Source organism: Flavobacterium tistrianum (genome assembly GCF_003254545.1).
Taxonomy (GTDB): Bacteria; Bacteroidota; Bacteroidia; order Flavobacteriales; family Flavobacteriaceae; genus Flavobacterium; species Flavobacterium tistrianum.
Genome location: NZ_QJRH01000063.1, coordinates 108,426 through 127,809, shown reverse-complemented (window position 1 = coordinate 127,809; position 19,384 = coordinate 108,426). Strand labels below are relative to the sequence as shown.

19 protein-coding genes are annotated in these 19,384 nt (G+C 35.1%); 15 read left to right on the top strand and 4 right to left on the bottom strand.

Going from position 1 to position 19,384, the window contains the following annotated elements; genetic code table 11:
* Positions 1-3: 3 nt before the first annotated feature.
* The 4 genes from DMB71_RS05895 to DMB71_RS05880 form a co-directional block, all read right to left on the bottom strand.
* Positions 4-3,195 (bottom strand): SusC/RagA family TonB-linked outer membrane protein, encoded by a 3,192-nt coding sequence (locus DMB71_RS05895; RefSeq protein ID WP_111364466.1) that lies wholly within the window; start codon positions 3,193-3,195, stop codon positions 4-6.
* A 551-nt stretch (positions 3,196-3,746) separates the two neighbouring features.
* Positions 3,747-5,207 carry a SusD/RagB family nutrient-binding outer membrane lipoprotein gene (locus DMB71_RS05890; protein WP_111364464.1) on the bottom strand — a complete coding sequence of 487 codons (1,461 nt, stop codon included), beginning with the start codon at positions 5,205-5,207 and terminating at the stop codon, positions 3,747-3,749.
* 11 nt (positions 5,208-5,218) lie between these two features.
* Positions 5,219-8,497, bottom strand: coding sequence for a SusC/RagA family TonB-linked outer membrane protein (locus tag DMB71_RS05885; RefSeq protein ID WP_111364462.1), 3,279 nt, complete (start codon positions 8,495-8,497; stop codon positions 5,219-5,221).
* Positions 8,498-8,584: 87 nt separating this feature from the next.
* Positions 8,585-9,739, bottom strand: a complete 1,155-nt coding sequence (locus DMB71_RS05880; RefSeq protein ID WP_239452930.1) for a ShlB/FhaC/HecB family hemolysin secretion/activation protein — start codon at positions 9,737-9,739, stop codon at positions 8,585-8,587.
* Between the two features lie 728 nt (positions 9,740-10,467).
* On the opposite strand from DMB71_RS05880, the gene rpsL reads away from it, so the two are divergent.
* The 15 genes from rpsL to rplN all read left to right on the top strand — a co-directional run bounded on the left by rpsL (position 10,468) and on the right by rplN (position 19,378).
* Positions 10,468-10,851, top strand: a complete 384-nt coding sequence (gene rpsL / locus DMB71_RS05875; RefSeq protein ID WP_007136570.1) for a 30S ribosomal protein S12 — start codon at positions 10,468-10,470, stop codon at positions 10,849-10,851.
* 24 nt (positions 10,852-10,875) lie between these two features.
* Positions 10,876-11,352, top strand: a complete 477-nt coding sequence (rpsG, locus tag DMB71_RS05870) for a 30S ribosomal protein S7 (protein WP_026727879.1) — start codon at positions 10,876-10,878, stop codon at positions 11,350-11,352.
* Between the two features lie 10 nt (positions 11,353-11,362).
* Complete coding sequence (gene fusA / locus DMB71_RS05865; protein WP_111364460.1) at positions 11,363-13,519, top strand: elongation factor G; 2,157 nt, start codon at positions 11,363-11,365, stop codon at positions 13,517-13,519.
* A 10-nt stretch (positions 13,520-13,529) separates the two neighbouring features.
* Complete coding sequence (gene rpsJ, locus DMB71_RS05860) at positions 13,530-13,835, top strand: 30S ribosomal protein S10 (protein ID WP_007803605.1); 306 nt, start codon at positions 13,530-13,532, stop codon at positions 13,833-13,835.
* Between the two features lie 395 nt (positions 13,836-14,230).
* On the top strand, positions 14,231-14,848 hold the full coding sequence (rplC, locus tag DMB71_RS05855) for a 50S ribosomal protein L3 (RefSeq protein WP_008464284.1): 618 nt from the start codon (positions 14,231-14,233) through the stop codon (positions 14,846-14,848).
* Positions 14,848-15,477: a 50S ribosomal protein L4 gene (gene rplD, locus DMB71_RS05850; protein ID WP_008464285.1), complete on the top strand. Its 630-nt coding sequence runs from the start codon at positions 14,848-14,850 to the stop codon at positions 15,475-15,477. The genes rplC and rplD overlap by 1 nt, the downstream gene beginning before the upstream one ends.
* A gap of 7 nt (positions 15,478-15,484) precedes the next feature.
* Complete coding sequence (rplW, locus tag DMB71_RS05845) at positions 15,485-15,775, top strand: 50S ribosomal protein L23 (protein WP_008464286.1); 291 nt, start codon at positions 15,485-15,487, stop codon at positions 15,773-15,775.
* Positions 15,776-15,784: 9 nt separating this feature from the next.
* Complete coding sequence (gene rplB, locus DMB71_RS05840; protein WP_008464287.1) at positions 15,785-16,609, top strand: 50S ribosomal protein L2; 825 nt, start codon at positions 15,785-15,787, stop codon at positions 16,607-16,609.
* 6 nt (positions 16,610-16,615) lie between these two features.
* Complete coding sequence (gene rpsS, locus DMB71_RS05835) at positions 16,616-16,894, top strand: 30S ribosomal protein S19 (protein ID WP_008464288.1); 279 nt, start codon at positions 16,616-16,618, stop codon at positions 16,892-16,894.
* A gap of 8 nt (positions 16,895-16,902) precedes the next feature.
* Complete coding sequence (gene rplV / locus DMB71_RS05830; protein WP_007803631.1) at positions 16,903-17,316, top strand: 50S ribosomal protein L22; 414 nt, start codon at positions 16,903-16,905, stop codon at positions 17,314-17,316.
* 5 nt (positions 17,317-17,321) lie between these two features.
* Positions 17,322-18,080 carry a 30S ribosomal protein S3 gene (gene rpsC, locus DMB71_RS05825; protein ID WP_008464292.1) on the top strand — a complete coding sequence of 253 codons (759 nt, stop codon included), beginning with the start codon at positions 17,322-17,324 and terminating at the stop codon, positions 18,078-18,080.
* A gap of 19 nt (positions 18,081-18,099) precedes the next feature.
* Positions 18,100-18,525: a 50S ribosomal protein L16 gene (gene rplP / locus DMB71_RS05820; protein WP_008464295.1), complete on the top strand. Its 426-nt coding sequence runs from the start codon at positions 18,100-18,102 to the stop codon at positions 18,523-18,525.
* 12 nt (positions 18,526-18,537) lie between these two features.
* Positions 18,538-18,729 (top strand): 50S ribosomal protein L29, encoded by a 192-nt coding sequence (gene rpmC, locus DMB71_RS05815; protein WP_008464297.1) that lies wholly within the window; start codon positions 18,538-18,540, stop codon positions 18,727-18,729.
* Positions 18,730-18,746: 17 nt separating this feature from the next.
* Positions 18,747-19,007, top strand: coding sequence for a 30S ribosomal protein S17 (gene rpsQ, locus DMB71_RS05810; protein ID WP_111364458.1), 261 nt, complete (start codon positions 18,747-18,749; stop codon positions 19,005-19,007).
* Between the two features lie 2 nt (positions 19,008-19,009).
* Positions 19,010-19,378, top strand: a complete 369-nt coding sequence (gene rplN / locus DMB71_RS05805) for a 50S ribosomal protein L14 (RefSeq protein ID WP_007803649.1) — start codon at positions 19,010-19,012, stop codon at positions 19,376-19,378.
* Positions 19,379-19,384: the final 6 nt, after the last annotated feature.

The following is a 19,384-nucleotide window of genomic DNA, read 5'->3' as shown; positions in this document are numbered from 1 at the left end:
TTTTTAGAATGATAATTTTAAAACTCCACCTACTGATCTTTGAGATGGGTTAGCTCCAAACTCTCCTAAGTCTGAAAGTACACCTGTACCGTAAGTACTTACCTCTGGATCTACATAAGGGTTGTCTCCAGGAGTCCACATAAATAAGTTTCTTCCATAGATACCAACTGTAATTTTGTTTAGACCCATGTTTTTACTTAGTGAAGAAGGGAAATCATAGTTTAAATTTATCTCTCTTAGTCTAACAAAAGTTTTGTCAACAATGTGAGTGTTTTCAATCGCTAAGTTACTTTGAGTGTTGTAGTAGTTAGCAACGTTTTCGAATGAAACTGGTGTAGTGTTTTCTACGTATGATACAGATCCATCAGGAGCAACAATTTCGTTAACAGAATTTGGTACGATAAAAGGAGCTCTGTCGTTGTAAGTAGTTTCAATACCATTTCCTACGAAGTGAGACAATCTTTTTGTGTAAGAATACATTTCTCCACCTTGTTTCCAGTCTAATGACATACCTAAGTTGAAGTTTTTGTACTTAAATGTATTTTGTAAACCCATAACGAAATCACGTTGTGCGTTTCCAATTCTTTGAACTTGAGTTGTGTTTACATCGATTCCTGTAGTAGCGCTTACAATTGGCTGACCAGTTGGAGATGTTTTTGTAACTAAAGAGTAGTATGAACCGATTGGTTGTCCTTTTTCTGCTGAGAAAGTTACACCGTATGCAGTTGCTAAGTCAATTCTGTCAAAACCATCAGCTAACTTAGTAACTTCATTAAGGTTTTTAGTGAATGTATAAGTTAAGCTCCAAGTAAAGTCTTGGTTTTTAATTGGGCTTGCAGTAACAGAAAGCTCAATACCTTTGTTCACGATATCACCAGCATTGATTGCTTTTTGTGTAAAACCAGTAGATGGATCTAATGGAAGGTTAACAATTAAGTCAGATGTTGTTTTGTGATATAAAGCGATATCATAACTAATTCTGTTTTTGAAGAATGATCCTTCAGCACCAACTTCATATTCAACAGTACTTTCTGGTTTCAAACTTGAATTTCCTAATCTTCCAGAAGCTTCGTAGAAACTTACCCCTCCAATTGGAGATGCAATAATTCCGAAGTTTGCTGCTGCAGTTCCTGAGATGTATGAATTTTCTGTTCTATAAGGATCAGTATCGTTTGCAATTTTAGAAGCAGCAGCTCTTAATTTTAAGAAAGTGTTTCCATTGTCAATTGCAATAGCACCTAAAGATAATGCTGGGTAGAAATAAGCATTGTTACCAATTGGTAATGTAGATGTAACATCTTCTCTACCTGTAATTGTAGCAAAATATCTGTTTTTGAAAGCAAATTCTGCAGATGCATAAACAGCTCCAGTTTTTCTCATGCTGTTAGATTGAGTAAGAACTGGTCTTACAGCAGAGTTAGATAATTCATAGTAACCTGGAATTCCTAAGTTAGTAATAGAAGCAATTAATCTGTCGCTTTCTCTTCTGTTATAGTTAAAACCACCTAAAAGGTTTAATGTCCAGTCTTCGCTTAAGTTTGTGTTGTAGTTTAAGTTGAAGAATGTGTCGAATTCTGAGAATTCAGATCTTGATTCTGTAACACCTCCTACAGTTAAACTTCCTGCAATATCTTGAGGGCTTCCTGGTAAATAGTTTACGATAGCTCCGTGGCTTTTTAATCTTTCAGTTCTAAAGTTACCACCAATTTGCCATGAAGCAGTTAATTTGTCAGTAATTTTATAGCTTAAGTTAGCATTTCCAAAAATATTGTTTCCGTATATTTTGGTACTATTTTCGTTAATAGTAAAATATGGATTTGAAGCGTAAGGAGTGAAATAGTAAGAAGGAGTATTGAAAGGATTGTTTTTGTAATCTCTCAAATCTACTATACTAATATCAGTAGGGATTTGTAATAAATCTTGTTGTAATGTAGAACCTTCTCCAGCATCATCACCTTGACCAGTGTTTACAACACTTTGATCTTTGTAGATATAGTTTAAAGATGTTCTTAAAGTAAGTCTTTTACCTTTTAAACCTCCATTGAACCCAATAGATTGTTTTTTGTATAAATCAGCATCTGTAGGTACAACCCCATCACTGTTTACATTAGAGAAGATTAAAGAGAAATCTGAAGTATCTCCACCACCACTAAGGTTTACAGATTGTGTAGCTAAAATACCAGTGTTGTAGAAGTCTCTAACGTTGTCTTTTAATCCAACGTAAGGTTTGATTTGTTGGCTGTTTTCATAAACAGTTCCCCAAGGTCTAACCTCACCAGTAAATTTTGGTCCCCAAGAACCATTTTCGTTACTAGGTCCGTTTCCTGTGTAACCATGTCCGTTCCATCCTTGTCCAAATTCGCTTTGTTGGTGAGGAACTCTTGCAACTTCGCTTAATTCAGTTGAAGCCAACAAGTCTACTTTTATACCAGAGTTTGCTTTTCCTTTTTTAGTAGTAATGATGATAACACCACCTCCAGCTCTTGAACCGTATAATGCAGAAGCAGCAGCTCCTTTAAGTACAGTCATGCTTTCAATGTTGTTTGGATCTAAATCACTTACACCGTTACCTGCATCATATGATCTACTGATAGATGCAGTACCATTATTACTAGTACCTGTAGATGTGTTGTTGATTGGAGATCCATCAACTACATATAAAGGCCCAGAGTTACCTGTAATTGTATTTAAACCACGGATGATAACTTTTGTAGCTGCTCCCGGTTGTGATGGAGCAGTGATATCAACCCCAGCAATTTTACCAGATAAAGTTTCAAAAGGGTTCGTGTTAACTACTTGAGTAATCGCATCCGATTTTAAAGTTGTAGTCGCATATCCAAGAGATTTTTTCTCTCTTTTAATACCGAAAGCAGTTACAACTACTCCTTCAAGTTCTTGTGCTCCTGCATCTGCTAATTTTACATTTACAGTTGAAGAACTTGCTGCTACCTCTTGAGTTTTCATTCCGATGTAGCTAAATACCAAAATTTGGCTTGGTGATACTTTGATCGAAAATTTACCATCAAAGTCAGTTTGTGTTCCCGTTTTAGTTCCTTTAACTAATACACTAACACCTGGTAAAGGCATTCCTGCATTGTCAGAAACTGTTCCCGAAACAGCTCTTTCTTGCGCAAAAGAAAGTTGCGCAACTAGTACTAATAAAAGCACTAAGAATCCATTGAACTTTAGTTTCATTTTTAAATATTTTGAATTAGTCCGACAAAAATCTTAATAATTTGTTAATCTACCTAATTTAAAAAGCTTTTTTTTTAGTTAAATAATGATTTTAGGATTGGATTTTGCTGTTTTATAGATTAAAATCAACTTAAAATTACAAATCCGTAATTTTTAGTGTTAAATTTGATAATAATTAAAAATTTCGTCAAACCCTTAAATGTTAAATTTATAGATGAAGGGTGTTTAAATGTTTTTTTTATAACTTTTGTCTCAAAAAAACAGTCATGTTTATTGTTGATTTTTGTTAAAAAAAGCGGGAATCTTTATTAGACAGTATTAAGGGATGGATAAAGTGCTTCTATATTATAATATTGTTTTAGAAAATATGCAAAGTTTTCTTTGCTATTATTTAATAGTATAGATGTGATTTTCTTTTAATGCTTTTAACATTTTTTTGTTTTGGAATTCTGATTGAAGAGAGTTAAATGTAAATTTAAAGTTAATGGATTTTATAAAAAAAAGCGATTGCAGAAGATGCAATCGCTTTTACTTACTTTTAATTTTAAAATTTAGAATTTATCCCAAAATAATTTAGTTTCTACAGCGTCCCCGCCAATTGCGGCACTTGCTTCTGTGTAACTTGCTTTATTTAGTGACTGTTCGATAATTGGATAAGTATAACGCATTGGAAAACCTGATACGGCATCAGGTGGTGCAACTAAAACAGGAAAGTCCAATCTTCTATAGGATGACCATCCTTCAAATGAGTTATTGTAGAAAGCTATCCAGCTTTGTGTTCCTATTTTCTGTTTCCAAGTTCCCGCAGCAGTTGTGTAAGCTACATCAGGATTAGCTAAGTAACTTGTGGCTTCAGCTTCTGTTCCTCCCCAATCTAAAATGGAAGCAGTTATTGCCGCATTGTAGTGCGCTTCTGCATTACTTGGAGTTCCATATAAAGATCTTTCGGCAGCTTCTGCTAAAAGGAATTCAGCTTCAGCATAGTCTAGAATTGTTCCTGGAAAGTCTGGAGCCTGAATTGTTGGCGTAATATGTGTTTTTTGTGAAAATGAATTAGCAGACCCGTTTTCTCCACCAATATATTCTATTTCTGGTGTGGATGGATCGTCCATATTGTCATCAAAATATTTTGAACGTCTTGGGTCACTCAAATCGTTCATTATGTCTATTATAGTACTAGTTGGGACAAAATCTGAACGGCCACTCGCAACAAGATCAACATACAAAGGGTTAGTGTTTGGTGTTGCTGTAAGATATTTTAAATCAGCATTGTCAAGATTTGAGGTGAACACAAATGGAGCAGCACTTGATACCGTTGCTTTCGCCAATGCGCTTTCTGCAGGAATATCAGAAATGGTTATACCCATTCTTAATTTTAGAGTGTTTGCGAATTTAATCCACTTTTGTACATCTCCTCCGTATATTCTATCATTATCTCCAAAACTTTTACCGCCAGTATTTAGTTTAGCTATTGCATTGTTTAATCTCGTAATTAAATCTTTGTAGATTGTTAAACCATCATCGTATTTTGGTGTTTTGTAGTTAAGGTTTATAGCTTGACTATATGGAACATTTCCGAAAGTTTCAACTAATATTGCATAAGTATAAACGTTTAGAACTTCTATGATTGCAAGTTTGTTTTGTTTGTCTAAAGGATTTTCTGTTAAACCAAGTGGTTTATCGGTAATATTCTTAGCGCTTTGATCTAAATCCTTTAATACATCTTTATATAAAAATTGCCAATGCTGTTCAGGGATTGTTCTTGTTACTAAGTCGTAATTACTTTCGTCTGTGTAAACGGTCTCTGTAAAATATTGGTTAATTAATCTAATGATGTTATTGTTGACATTTGTATTCGTCATCTGGTCTACCAAACTTTTTTGAGCACTTGTAAACAAAGCTTCTCCCGGTACGCTTGATGGATCTTTTTTGTTTACATTTAATTTTTCTATATCATCAGAGCAGGACGTGAATGTTACTGCGGTTAGTATGATTATAAATATCTTTTTCATGATTTCTTGTTTTAGAATTGGATTTTAATGTTGAAGCTTACGTCTCTTGTAGATGGTAAAGATCCTGTTGAGTAGCCTTGTAAGTTACCAGCTCCTAATCCTGATTCTGGATCTGCGTCTGGCAAGTTTTTGTGTATAATCCAAAGATTTGTTCCAACAATGCTGAAGGTCATTCCGTTGATGAATGTGTTTTTCAACACCTTTTCTGGTAAAGCGTATGTGATTGCTGTTTGTCTTAGTTTGATATAGCTTGCGTCATATACAAATGCTTCATCTGGTAAACCTCTTCTGTAACCTTGAGCTCCAAATCGACTTGCCTCAATTCTAGTAGTGTTTACTTTTCCATCAGGATTTACACCTGGATTTATAAAGCCTCCGCTATCAGCGCCAGATGTCAATGGATTTCTGATAGGGTTTCCTAATTCATTTAAAAATGCCGTGTCATCTGGCAAACCTGTTGCTAAGCCATAATAGCGGTCTAGTGAGAATATTTGTCCGCCTTTTTGCATGTCGATTAAGAATTCAACTGAAAAGTTTTTATAAGTGAATTTATTATTTAAACCTCCTGTGTAATCTGGATTTGCATTTCCAATTGCATTGTCAGATGTTGAAGTTTTGATATATTGACCATTGCTTGGGTCAACAACTGGCTGTCCGTTTAAATAAGTGTATTTAGTTCCATATATTACACCGTATGGTTGTCCAATAGCGGCATTTATTGTTACGCCTCCTTGAAATGATCCTAATTGCAGGTTATCAATGCCTTCTAGTAGGTCTAGTACTTTATTTCTGTTTCTGGCAAAGTTTAAGTTTATTTCCCACGAAAAAGTGTCTGTTTTTATAGGAGTACCATTTAAGCTTATTTCAATTCCTTTGTTTTCAATTTCTCCGGCATTAATTAATTCGTATAAATATCCAGTAGAAGCGGTAAGTCTTAATGGGATGATCTGATCAATAGAATTTGATTTGTAGTAAGAAAAATCAAGTCCTAATCTCTTTTTGAAGAAAGAAAGTTCTAAACCTGCCTCGTAGCTTTTTGTGCGTTCTGGTTTTAGGTTCGGATTATTCTTAGTGTCTTTTACTGATGCTGATGCTGCTCCAAATGCTGTGTTAACTGCATAAGTGTCTAAAACTCTGTCAAATCCAGGGCTGTTTCCAACTTCGGCATAATTAAGTCGAACTTTTCCAAAGGATAGCCAATCTGCTTTTACAAACTTAGAGAATACAAAACTTGAAGAAACAGAAGGGTAGTAGTAAGTGCTATTTGCTTCTGGAAGAGTTGAAGAGTGGTCTCTTCTGATTGTTCCTTCTAGGAATAGATAATCTTCGTATCCAAAAGATGCACTTCCATAGATGCCATCTACACCTATAGCTTCATCTCTTTCGATAGGTGCTAGTAGGGGGCTTACTGTATTTTGTAAAGAGTATAATTTTGGTATAGCAAGTCCGCCATTTGTTGCTGCGAATATTGAATTGTAGTAACTTCTTCGAATATTTACACCGACTACACCTTTAAGGTTTAACTTTTGTGTGATGTCTGTGTTGTAGTTCAGCATGAAGTCATAGTTGTATTCGCTGAAGCCAATGTTTTTTCGCGAGTAACCTGACGATGCTGGGTTTCTGTTAAGAGAACCATCACCACCTCCAGTTCCAATACCAAAATCAACAGGTACACTTCCGATGGCTCTTCTTTCTTCTTGTAGTTCATCATACGTATCAACAGAAATTCGGCCGAAGGCATCTAACCAGCTTGCAATTTTATAGTTTAGAGAAGCATTTCCAATGAATCTGCTTCTACTATCTGATTCGAAATTTTCATAACGTTGAAAATAAGGGTTGTCCCAAAATATTGGAGTCGGATTAGTATATGAATTAGGGTTCCATGATACATTGCGTCCTGTAAGTTCGTAAGCTTGTCTTAAGCTTTTTAAGTCAACGTTGGTTTGCCACCATTGTCTAAAATTACCAGCAATATTGTCATTGTATCCTGTGCTGTTTCTACCAATTGTACTTGTTTTTGTAAAGTTTCCGTATCCTGCCACGGTTAATCTGTCGTTGATTAGGGTCGAAGCATTCAATGTAAAAGTGTTTCTTTTCAAGCTACTGTTTGGTAGTAAACCAGTTTGATCAAGATTGTTGGCTCCTAATCTTAAATAACCATTTTCTAAACCTTTGTCAATTGAAATGGAATTGGTAAGAGCTACTGGTTTTTGGAAAAAAGTAATCGGACCATTTTTAGCAGCTACCCAAGGTGTAGCTTTCATGTAGTTTGGAGACTCAGGATAAAATGCGTCCCATTGATAAACCAGTAATTTTGGATCGAATGCTTGCCCATAAGAGGCATCTTCGGTTAATGGAGTTACATTGTCTAAAATCCCATCTCCATTTATATCAATATGATCTAAATATGAATCTTCGTCCGGACCATAATAAGGCCCATATCCTGCGCCATATTGTTTTTGATATTTTATAAAAGTGCTTTTGTCGACAGAACCAATTGTTACACCTGAATTAACAGTAATTGAGTAGCCTTTTGCTTTTTTGTTTCCTTTTTTTGTTGTTATAACAACAACTCCATTTGCGGCTCTTGATCCATATAGTGCACTTGCGGCAGAACCTTTAAGTACGTTGATGGATTCAATGTCTTCAGGGTTTATGTCTGATGCAGCGCTTCCGTAATCATAACCTGCTCCGGATTGTTCCTGATCTCTTGTGTTAGAATTGTTGTTGCTTACTGGAACCCCATCAATAACAAACAAAGCTTGGTTGTTTCCTGTAAGAGAAGAATTTCCTCTAATTACAATATTGGTAGAACCTCCAAAATTGGTCGTTCTTTTTACTTGTACTCCAGAAACTTTTCCTGATATGGCATTTACGAAGTTGTCACTTTTAACGGCGGCAAGATTTTCACCTTTAACTTCTTGAGTTGCATAACCAAGGGATTTTTTTTCTCTTGATAATCCTAAAGCAGTAACAACAACTCCCTCTAGCTGTTGTGCATCGCTTGATAGTTTAGCATTAATTTTTGTTGAGCTAGCTGGAAATTCTTGTGATTTCATTCCAATGTAGCTAAAAACTAAAACTTGATTTGGTGATGCTTTGATGGAATATTTTCCATCAAAATCGGTTTGTGTTCCAGTTTTTGCTCCTTTTATTAATACACTTACACCTGGTAGAGGCATATTGGCATCATCGGTAACAATACCTGAAACAGTTCTTTCTTGCGCAAAGGTTAGTTGCGCCATTAGTGCTAATAAAAACACTAAGAATCTGTTTGGTTTTGATTTCATATTGTCAAATATTTTGGATTAGTCATGTAATATTCGTAAATACTTGTTAAAAATCCTAATATTTTGTTAATGATTTTTTACAAAGCCTTAAAATTTAACATTGTAACAGATTACAAGTATACTGTTATAAAATTTTATTTCGGCTTGATTTGTGCTACCGTTAGCTAATATTGTCTTCAATAGGCCATTTTTTGTTAGTAATCCTAAACCTACGCCAGCGCTAATTAAGTTGTTGAATTTTCTGCTATTATTTATCGAAGTTTGGTCTTGGTAAATTCCATAATCAAGTATGGTGTGTATGTATAAATTTGAGCTAAGTAAGTATCTGTATTCAGTAATGAATAGATTTGCAACATTTCCTTGTAAACTATTTTCAGAGAAGCCTCTAATGGAGTTTAATCCTCCAAATCTGAAAAGCTCATTCGTTATGTAATTGTCGCTTTTTAGGTATAAGATTTGGGGGTTGATGTAAATAAAGTTTTTTTTATTTAATTCAAAATTGTACGATAGATTTAGACTAGTGTAAAATTGACTAGACGTTTCTGTTGTTTCGACTGTGTTGTTTATTTTTCTTTTTCCAAAACCAAGCAATAGATTTGCATATGATTTTCTTGGGAACAAATAGTTGGAGTTGTCATTTTTTTTGTATTCTAATGCGGTGGTGGAATATGAGTTTTTGAAATCACTTATTGTTGCGCTGTTGGTGTTTTGTATATCGCTTGATTCGGTTGATTGATATCCAATGTATATTTTGGAATTGTAGTTTAGAAAATAACCTAGATTTATTTCTGTTTTTGTGTTTTGAAATGTGCTGTCTTGTTTGAAAATGTTTAGTTGGGCTTTTATTCCTAGCGGACTTCTAAAGATGTATGGGATTTCTAGTTTTGTATTAAAAGTCGTTTGTTTGTTACCGTCGCTTTTCCAGTATAATGAGAATTGTTCTCCTGCATGAAGTGTGTTAATTAAGGAAATGTCTAAATAGCCATTAAGACGTATTTTTTTACTGTCGTCGTTTGAAAATCCAATATAGCCATCAAAAGTGTTTGCTTTTCTTTTCTCTATATAAGTGTAAACTTTTGTTGAGTCTTTTGTGAATAAGATTTCTGGATATTTGGTTTGAGATACAAATTCGAAACTATTAATGTCGTCAGAAAGTTTTTTAACGGTTTCTTGGTTGAAGGTTTTATTGGTGTATTTTCTATTCAATTGTTTTAATGCTCCTTCAGGGAAAAAATCTTTCACTGAGGGATTAGTATAATTCAAAACAATAGAATTTAGAATTCTTTTTTTTTCGGAGTCAAAGTTTAAATCAGCATATATTATGGAGTTCTTTTTCTTAAGGTTTTCTAGTTTAATTTTTGTGAATGCAAAACCAGCTTTTTCTTTATTTGAAATTTCTTGATTTAAAAAGTTTTCAAGTTCTGAGTAGGGGATCGATATGCTGTCTTTCGAAATTTTCTTTGAATCATAAAAGGCACTATTTGTTCCTATATATATATGTATCGCTTCTATCTTATTTTTTAAGTCGATCAAAACGTTATATGTGCTGTCACTGACCTTCTTGTTTTCTATTATTTTCGAATCTATATAGCCATGCTTTGTCAGTTTGTTTAAAGTGTTGTAAATTTCATTGTTGAGAGATTTTATGTTTGTATGTTTTCTGATATATGGTATGGAATCGATTGTTGAGTTTTGTAGTTTGTTGACTCCGTTTATAGTCAGATAAAAAGATTGCGCGAAACAATTTGAGGATAAAAGTAAAATGAGTATGTAATGTAATTGTTTCAAATGCAATTATTTTGTTGGTTAAATGTAAAGCAAATATCTAATGTTTCTCTCTGAAATCATAGATATAAATAATGTTGTTGAAAATTAATGATTTAACGTTTGTATACTGAAAATTATTTTATACATTTGCAACCCCGTAAAAAGCGGGAATTTAATAAACATAATAATTTTTAGTATTAATTATGCCAACAATTCAACAATTAGTAAGAACAGGAAGAACTCAGATCACTAAGAAGAGTAAATCGGTTGCTTTAGATTCTTGTCCTCAAAGAAGAGGGGTTTGTACGCGTGTTTACACTACTACACCAAAAAAACCAAACTCTGCAATGCGTAAAGTTGCGCGTGTACGTTTGACAAATGGTAATGAGGTGAATGCTTACATCCCAGGAGAAGGACATAATCTACAAGAGCACTCGATAGTATTAGTGCGAGGTGGAAGGGTAAAAGATTTACCAGGTGTTAGATATCATATCGTTCGTGGAGCTCTTGATACGTCAGGTGTTGCAGGAAGAACGCAAAGAAGATCTAAGTACGGTGCTAAACGCCCAAAAGAAGCAAAAAAGTAATTTAAAAACTTTTAAGAAAAAGACATGAGAAAAAGAGCGGCAAAGAAAAGACCACTTTTACCGGATCCAAGGTTTAATGACCAATTAGTTACACGTTTTGTGAATAACTTAATGTGGGATGGTAAGAAATCTACAGCTTTTAAAGTATTTTATGATGCAATTGATATCATTGAAACTAAAAAGCAAAATGATGAGAAAACTTCATTAGAGATCTGGAAAGATGCTTTAACAAACGTTATGCCTCACGTAGAAGTACGTAGCCGTAGAGTTGGTGGAGCTACATTCCAAATCCCAATGCAAATTCGTCCAGACAGAAAAATTTCTATGGCAATGAAGTGGTTGATACTTTATTCTAGAAGAAGAAATGAAAAATCTATGGCACAACGTTTAGCTTCTGAGTGTTTAGCTGCTGCTAAAGAAGAAGGTGCTGCGGTTAAGAAAAGAATGGATACTCACAAAATGGCAGAAGCTAATAAAGCATTCTCTCACTTTAGATTTTAATTCGTAAGAAATGGCTAGAGATTTAAAATATACAAGAAATATCGGAATCGCGGCTCACATTGATGCTGGTAAAACAACAACAACTGAGCGTATTCTTTTTTATACTGGAAAGTCACACAAAATTGGTGAGGTGCACGATGGTGCTGCAACAATGGACTGGATGGCTCAAGAGCAAGAAAGAGGTATTACAATTACTTCTGCTGCTACAACTTGTACTTGGAACTTTCCAACTGTGCAAGGTAAAGTTATTCCAGAATCATTACCATACCACTTTAATATTATTGATACTCCTGGGCACGTTGACTTTACTGTAGAGGTAAACCGTTCTTTACGTGTACTTGATGGTTTAGTTTTCTTATTTAGTGCTGTTGATGGTGTTGAGCCACAATCAGAAACTAACTGGAGACTTGCAGATCAATATAGAGTTCCTCGTATGGGATTCGTAAACAAAATGGACCGTCAAGGTGCTAATTTCTTAGCTGTGTGCGGACAGGTTAAAGATATGTTGAAATCGAATGCGGTTGCAATTACTTTACCTATTGGTGATGAGGCTGACTTTAAAGGTATTGTTGATTTAGTTAAAAATCAAGCTATCGTATGGCATGATGAAACTCAAGGAGCTACTTTTGATATCGTTGATATCCCAGCTGATATGGTTGATGATGTGAAACACTACCGTTCTATCCTTATCGAGGAGATTGCTACTTATGATGAGAATCTTTTAGATAAATACATGGAAGATGAGAACTCTATTACAGAGGAGGAAATCAACAATGCATTAAGAGCGGCTACTATTGATATGGCAATCATTCCTATGCTTGCTGGTTCTTCTTTCAAAAACAAAGGAGTTCAATTCATGTTAGATGCTGTTTGTAAGTATTTGCCATCTCCATTAGATAAAGAAGGTATCGAAGGAATTCACCCTGATGATGCTGAATTGTTAGAAGAAGATCAGACTAAAATCTTACGTCGTCCAGATGTAAAAGAACCGTTCGCTGCTTTAGCATTTAAAATTGCTACTGACCCGTTCGTAGGTCGTTTAGCTTTCTTCCGTGCTTATTCTGGACGTTTAGATGCTGGTTCTTATGTTTTGAATACTCGTTCTGGTAATAAAGAGAGAATTTCTCGTATTTACCAAATGCACGCTAACAAACAAAATCCAATCGAATTTATTGAGGCTGGAGATATTGGAGCTGCTGTAGGATTTAAAGATATCAAAACAGGGGATACTTTGTGTGATGAGAAGAGTCCAATTATCTTGGAATCTATGAAATTCCCAGAGCCGGTAATTGGTATTGCTATCGAGCCTAAAACTAAAGCTGACGTTGATAAAATGGGTATGGCTTTGGCTAAATTAGCTGAAGAGGATCCGACGTTTACTGTAAGAACTGATGAGGCGTCAGGTCAAACTATTATTTCTGGTATGGGTGAGCTTCACTTAGATATCTTAGTTGATCGTATGAAACGTGAGTTTAAAGTAGAGGTTAATCAAGGTGAGCCACAAGTAGAGTACAAAGAGGCGTTTACTAAATCTGCTCAACATAGAGAAACTTACAAAAAACAATCTGGAGGTCGTGGTAAATTCGGTGATATCGTATTTAGAATCGAGCCTGCTGATGAAGTTGATGGTAAAGTTCCTGTAGGATTGCAGTTTGTTAATGAGGTAAAAGGTGGTAACGTTCCTAAAGAATATATCCCTGCTGTTGAAAAAGGTTTCCGTGAGGCTATGAAAACAGGTCCATTAGCTGGATATGCTGTTGATAGTTTGAAAGTAACTTTATTAGACGGGTCTTTCCACCCTGTGGATTCTGATGCTCTTTCTTTTGAATTAGCTGCAAGAATGGGGTATAAAGAGTCAGGACGTGCTGCTGGAGCTGTTATTCTTGAGCCAATCATGAAAATCGAGGTTATTACTCCTGAAGAAAACATGGGTGATATCGTAGGTGACTTGAACCGTCGTAGAGGTCAAGTTAATGACATGGGTGATAGAAATGGTGCTAAAACTATTAAAGCTGATGTGCCTTTATCAGAAATGTTTGGTTATGTAACTACATTAAGAACATTATCTTCTGGTAGAGCAACTTCAACAATGGAGTTTTCTCACTATGCAGAAACACCTTCTAACATTTCAGAAGAGGTAATCAAAAAAGCAAAAGGTAACGCTTAATTTTAAGAAAATGAGTCAAAAAATCAGAATAAAACTAAAATCTTACGATCACATGTTGGTAGATAAATCTGCTGAAAAGATCGTAAAAACAGTAAAAACTACTGGAGCGGTTGTAACAGGTCCAATTCCGTTGCCAACTCACAAAAAACTTTTCACTGTATTGCGTTCTCCGCACGTTAATAAAAAAGCGAGAGAGCAATTTGAAGTAATGTCATACAAGAGATTGATTGATATTTATTCATCTTCATCTAAAACTATTGATGCTTTAATGAAACTTGAATTGCCAAGTGGAGTTGAAGTAGAGATTAAAGTATAATTTTTTTATATTTTTTTATATAAAAAGCGAGACATTTTTTGTCTCGCTTTTTTTGTTTGTAAAAGTTAGTTTTAATTAGTGAAATTTTAAAGGTTTATGATTTTATGAATTTTGTAAAAGCCTTTGTTTTAAAGGGATGTGAGTTTTTTTTGTTCTGATTTTATTAATTAATTGTTATGCGTAAAATGTTTGAAGACGGAGAAAACGAGCTCGAATTTTAGTGCCAATAAGGTTTATTTTGACGGTGTTTTGGTGCTTGGATTTTGATAATGAGCGATTTAATTTTTGTAACCGTTTGGTTTATTCAATTTTAATATCTACTTTTGCACTCCCTGTTTGGAAATTTCTGTTATTTTCAAATTGAAGGGAATTTTAGTAATTAATAATTAATATTTATGTCTGGGTTAATTGGTAAGAAAATCGGCATGACTAGTATCTTCGACGAAAACGGGAAAAACATTCCTTGTACAGTAATCGAAGCTGGACCATGCGTTGTTACCCAAGTCAGAACCAACGAGGTTGACGGGTATGAAGCGTTGCAACTTGGTTTCGATGACAAAAACGAGAAACATTCTACTAAAGCTGCTTTAGGGCACTTTAAAAAAGCTGGAACTGTTGCTAAGAAAAAAGTCGTTGAATTCCAAGATTTTGCAACTGAACAAAAATTAGGAGATCTTATTGATGTTACTATTTTTGAAGAAGGAGAATTTGTAGATGTACAAGGTGTGTCTAAAGGTAAAGGTTTCCAAGGTGTTGTTAAACGTCACGGTTTTGGTGGTGTTGGACAAGCTACTCATGGTCAGCACAACCGTTTAAGAGCGCCAGGTTCTGTAGGAGCTTCTTCTTATCCATCTAGAGTATTCAAAGGAATGCGTATGGCTGGAAGAATGGGAGGAGAAAATGTAAAAGTTCAAAACCTTAGAGTTTTAAAAGTAGTTGCTGAGAAGAATCTACTTGTTGTTAAAGGATGCGTTCCTGGGCACAAAAACTCTTATGTAATCATTCAGAAGTAATGGAAGTAAAAGTATTAGATTTCAACGGAAAAGATACTGGAAGAAAAGTTCAACTTTCTGATTCAGTATTCGCAATTGAACCAAACAATCACGCTGTATATCTTGATGTTAAGCAATATCTTGCTAATCAAAGACAAGGTACTCATAAAGCTAAAGAAAGAGCTGAAGTAACTGGAAGTACACGTAAGATTAAAAAACAAAAAGGAACTGGTACTGCTCGTGCAGGAAGTGTTAAGAGTCCATTGTTTAAAGGTGGTGGAACAGTTTTCGGACCAAGACCAAGAAGTTATTCATTCAAATTGAATAAAGGTTTAAAAAGATTGGCTAGAAAATCTGCTTTCTCAATCAAAGCAAAAGAGTCAAATATCGTAGTTGTAGAAGACTTTAATTTTGAAGCGCCAAACACTAAAAATTTCATTAACGTTTTGAAAGCTTTAGGGTTAGAGAATAAAAAATCTTTATTTGTGTTGGGTGAGTCAAATAAAAACGTATATTTGTCGTCACGTAATTTAAAGGCTTCAAACGTCGTAACTAGCTCAGAATTAAGCACTTACGCAATATTAAACGCTAACAATTTAGTGCTTTTGGAAGGTTCTTTAGAGTTAATTGAAGAAAATTTAAGTAAATAATAGGAATATGAGCATCATTATTAGACCTATAGTAACGGAAAAAGTAACCAAAGAAAGTGAAGTTCTAAACCGCTTCGGATTCGTTGTTAACAAAAAAGCAAACAAAGTTGAGATTAAGAAAGCTGTAGAAGCTGCTTATGGAGTAACTATCGTTTCTGTTAACACAATGAATGTGAGACCAGATAGATCTACTAAATACACTAAAAGTGGTTTAATCAGTGGAAAGACAAATGCATATAAAAAAGCAATTGTTCAAGTACAAGAAGGAGAAACAATTGATTTTTACAACAATATCTAAGATAGAAAAATGTCAGTAAGAAAATTAAAACCTATTACCCCGGGTCAGCGATTTAGAGTTGTGAATGGTTATGACGCTATTACAACTGATAAGCCGGAACGCTCTTTGATAGCACCGATAAAAAACTCAGGAGGTAGAAATAGTCAAGGAAAGATGACCATGCGTTATACGGGTGGTGGTCACAAGCAGAGATATCGTATCATCGATTTCAAAAGAACTAAAGATGGAATTCCAGCTACAGTGAAATCAATTGAATACGATCCAAATCGTACTGCATTTATCGCTTTATTAGCTTATGCTGATGGAGAGAAAACTTATATTATCGCTCAAAATGGATTGAAAGTTGGTCAGAAATTAGTTTCTGGACCAGAGTCTCAACCAGAGATTGGTAATACTTTACCTTTAAGCAGAATTCCTCTTGGAACTGTTATATCTTGTATTGAGTTACGTCCAGGACAAGGAGCTGTTATCGCTCGTTCAGCTGGAACTTTTGCTCAGTTAATGGCAAGAGACGGGAAATACGCAACAATTAAAATGCCATCAGGTGAGACAAGATTAATCTTGTTAACTTGTTCGGCTACAATTGGAGCTGTTTCTAACTCTGACCACCAATTAGTTGTATCTGGAAAAGCAGGTAGAACAAGATGGTTGGGAAGAAGACCTAGAACTAGACCAGTAGCGATGAACCCTGTTGATCACCCTATGGGAGGTGGTGAAGGACGTTCTTCTGGAGGGCACCCACGTTCAAGAAACGGATTGCCAGCTAAAGGTTACAGAACTCGTTCTAAGAAAAACCCGAGTAACAAGTATATCGTAGAACGTAGAAAGAAATAATAAGATATGGCACGTTCATTAAAAAAAGGACCTTTCGTTCATTATAAATTAGACAAGAAAGTTCAAGAAAACGTAGAAAGTGGTAAAAATGCAGTTGTTAAGACTTGGTCTAGAGCTTCAATGATTACACCAGATTTCGTTGGACAAACTATCGCAGTTCATAACGGTCGTCAATTTGTACCAGTTTACGTAACAGAAAACATGGTAGGTCACAAATTAGGAGAGTTTTCACCAACTAGATCTTTTAGAGGTCATGCTGGAGCAAAAAATAAAGGTAAAAAATAAAAGAAGCAATGGGAGTTCGTAAAAGAGAAACAGCAGATGCGAGAAAAGAGGCTAATAAGTCTATCGCTTTCGCAAAATTGAATAACTGCCCTACTTCACCTAGAAAAATGCGCTTAGTAGCGGACTTGGTAAGAGGTCAGAAGGTAGAAAGAGCACTTAACATTTTAAGATTCAGTTCTAAAGAAGCTTCAAGAAAATTAGAAAAACTATTATTATCTGCAATCAATAACTGGGAGCAAAAAAATAGTGAAGGTAATTTAGAAGAAGCTGGATTATTTGTTAAAGAGATCAGAGTAGATGGTGGAATGATGTTAAAAAGACTTCGTCCAGCTCCACAAGGTCGTGCACACAGAATAAGAAAACGTTCTAATCACGTAACAATCGTGCTTGGAGCTATCAATAACACACAAAGCAATTCTTAAGCAGCATGGGACAAAAGACAAATCCAATTGGAAATAGACTTGGTATCATCAGAGGATGGGACTCAAACTGGTATGGTGGAAATGATTATGGCGATAAATTAGCTGAAGATCACAAAATCAGAAAGTATATCCACGCTCGTTTATCAAAAGCTAGTGTATCAAAAGTAATCATCGAGAGAACTTTGAAGCTTGTAACCGTTACTATCACTACTGCTAGACCTGGTATCATTATCGGAAAAGGTGGACAAGAGGTAGACAAGTTAAAAGAAGAACTTAAGAAAGTTACTGACAAAGAGGTTCAAATTAACATCTTTGAAATTAAAAGACCTGAGCTAGATGCTTATCTTGTGGCTACAAGCATCGCTCGTCAAATCGAAAGCCGTATTTCTTACAGACGTGCAATCAAAATGGCTATTGCTGCTTCTATGCGTATGAACGCTGAAGGTATCAAAGTTTTGATTTCTGGTCGTTTAAATGGTGCTGAGATGGCGCGTTCAGAAGGTTTCAAAGAAGGTAGAATTCCTCTATCAACTTTCAGAGCTGACATTGACTATGCTTTGGCTGAAGCTCACACTACTTACGGTAGAATGGGTATCAAAGTATGGATCATGAAAGGTGAAGTTTACGGTAAGAGAGAACTTTCTCCACTTGCTGGAATGGACAAAAAACAATCTGGTACAGGTGGTGGAAAAGGTGGAGATGCTCCTAGAGGCAAATCTAACTTTAACAAAGGTGGAAAACCAGACGCTCGTAAAAGAAAGTAAATTTTTAAACTAAAGAAAAATGTTACAGCCTAAAAGAACAAAATACCGTAAGGTACAAAAAGGTAGAATGAAGGGTAACTCTCAAAGAGGGCATGAACTTTCAAATGGAATGTTTGGTATTAAATCTGTACATGAAGATGGAATGTTCTTAACATCTCGTCAAATCGAAGCTGCACGTATCGCTGCAACTCGTTACATGAAGAGAGAAGGACAATTATGGATTAAAATTTTCCCAGACAAACCTATTACTAAGAAACCTCTTGAAGTACGTATGGGTAAAGGTAAAGGAGCAGTTGAGTATTGGGCTGCTGTTGTTAAACCAGGAAGAATTATGTTTGAAGTTGGAGGGGTTCCATTGTCAGTTGCAAAAGAGGCTTTACGTCTTGCAGCTCAAAAACTTCCAGTAAAAACTAAGTTCGTCGTTGCTAGAGATTTCGAAGCATAATTTATATTTATTATGAAACAATCAGAAATAAAAGATCTTTCTGCAGCGGAGTTGCAAGAAAAGCTTAGTCAAACTAAGAAAGTATATGCTGACCTAAAAATGGCTCACGCTATTTCTCCAATTGCTAACCCACTTCAAATTAGAAGCGTTAGAAGAACAGTTGCAAGATTGGCTACAGAGTTAACTAAAAGAGAGTTACAATAATTGTATTCTGCTGAAAGATGGAAGAAAAAAGAAATTTAAGAAAAGAAAGAATAGGTGTTGTTACTTCAAATAAGATGGATAAATCTATCGTTATTTCTGAAGTAAGAAAAGTAAAACACCCATTATACGGTAAGTTCGTGTTGAAAACAAAAAAATACGTTGCACACGACGAAAAAAACGACTGTAACATTGGTGATACTGTAAAGATCAGCGAAACGCGTCCTTTAAGTAAAACAAAATGTTGGAGATTAGTTGAAATCTTAGAAAGAGCTAAATAATTATGGTACAACAAGAATCAAGACTAAAAGTAGCAGATAACACGGGAGCTAAAGAAGTTTTAACTATTCGTGTTTTAGGAGGTACTAAAAGAAGATATGCCTCTGTTGGTGACAAAATTGTAGTTTCTATCAAAGATGCAACTCCAAACGGAAACGTGAAAAAAGGAGCTGTTTCAACTGCAGTTGTTGTGCGTACTAAAAAAGAAGTGAGAAGAGCTGATGGTTCTTATATCCGTTTCGATGACAATGCATGTGTTCTTTTGAATGCTGCAGGGGAAATGAGAGGAACTCGTGTTTTTGGTCCGGTAGCAAGAGAACTTCGTGAAAAACAATTCATGAAAATTGTATCATTAGCACCAGAAGTGCTTTAATTCGTT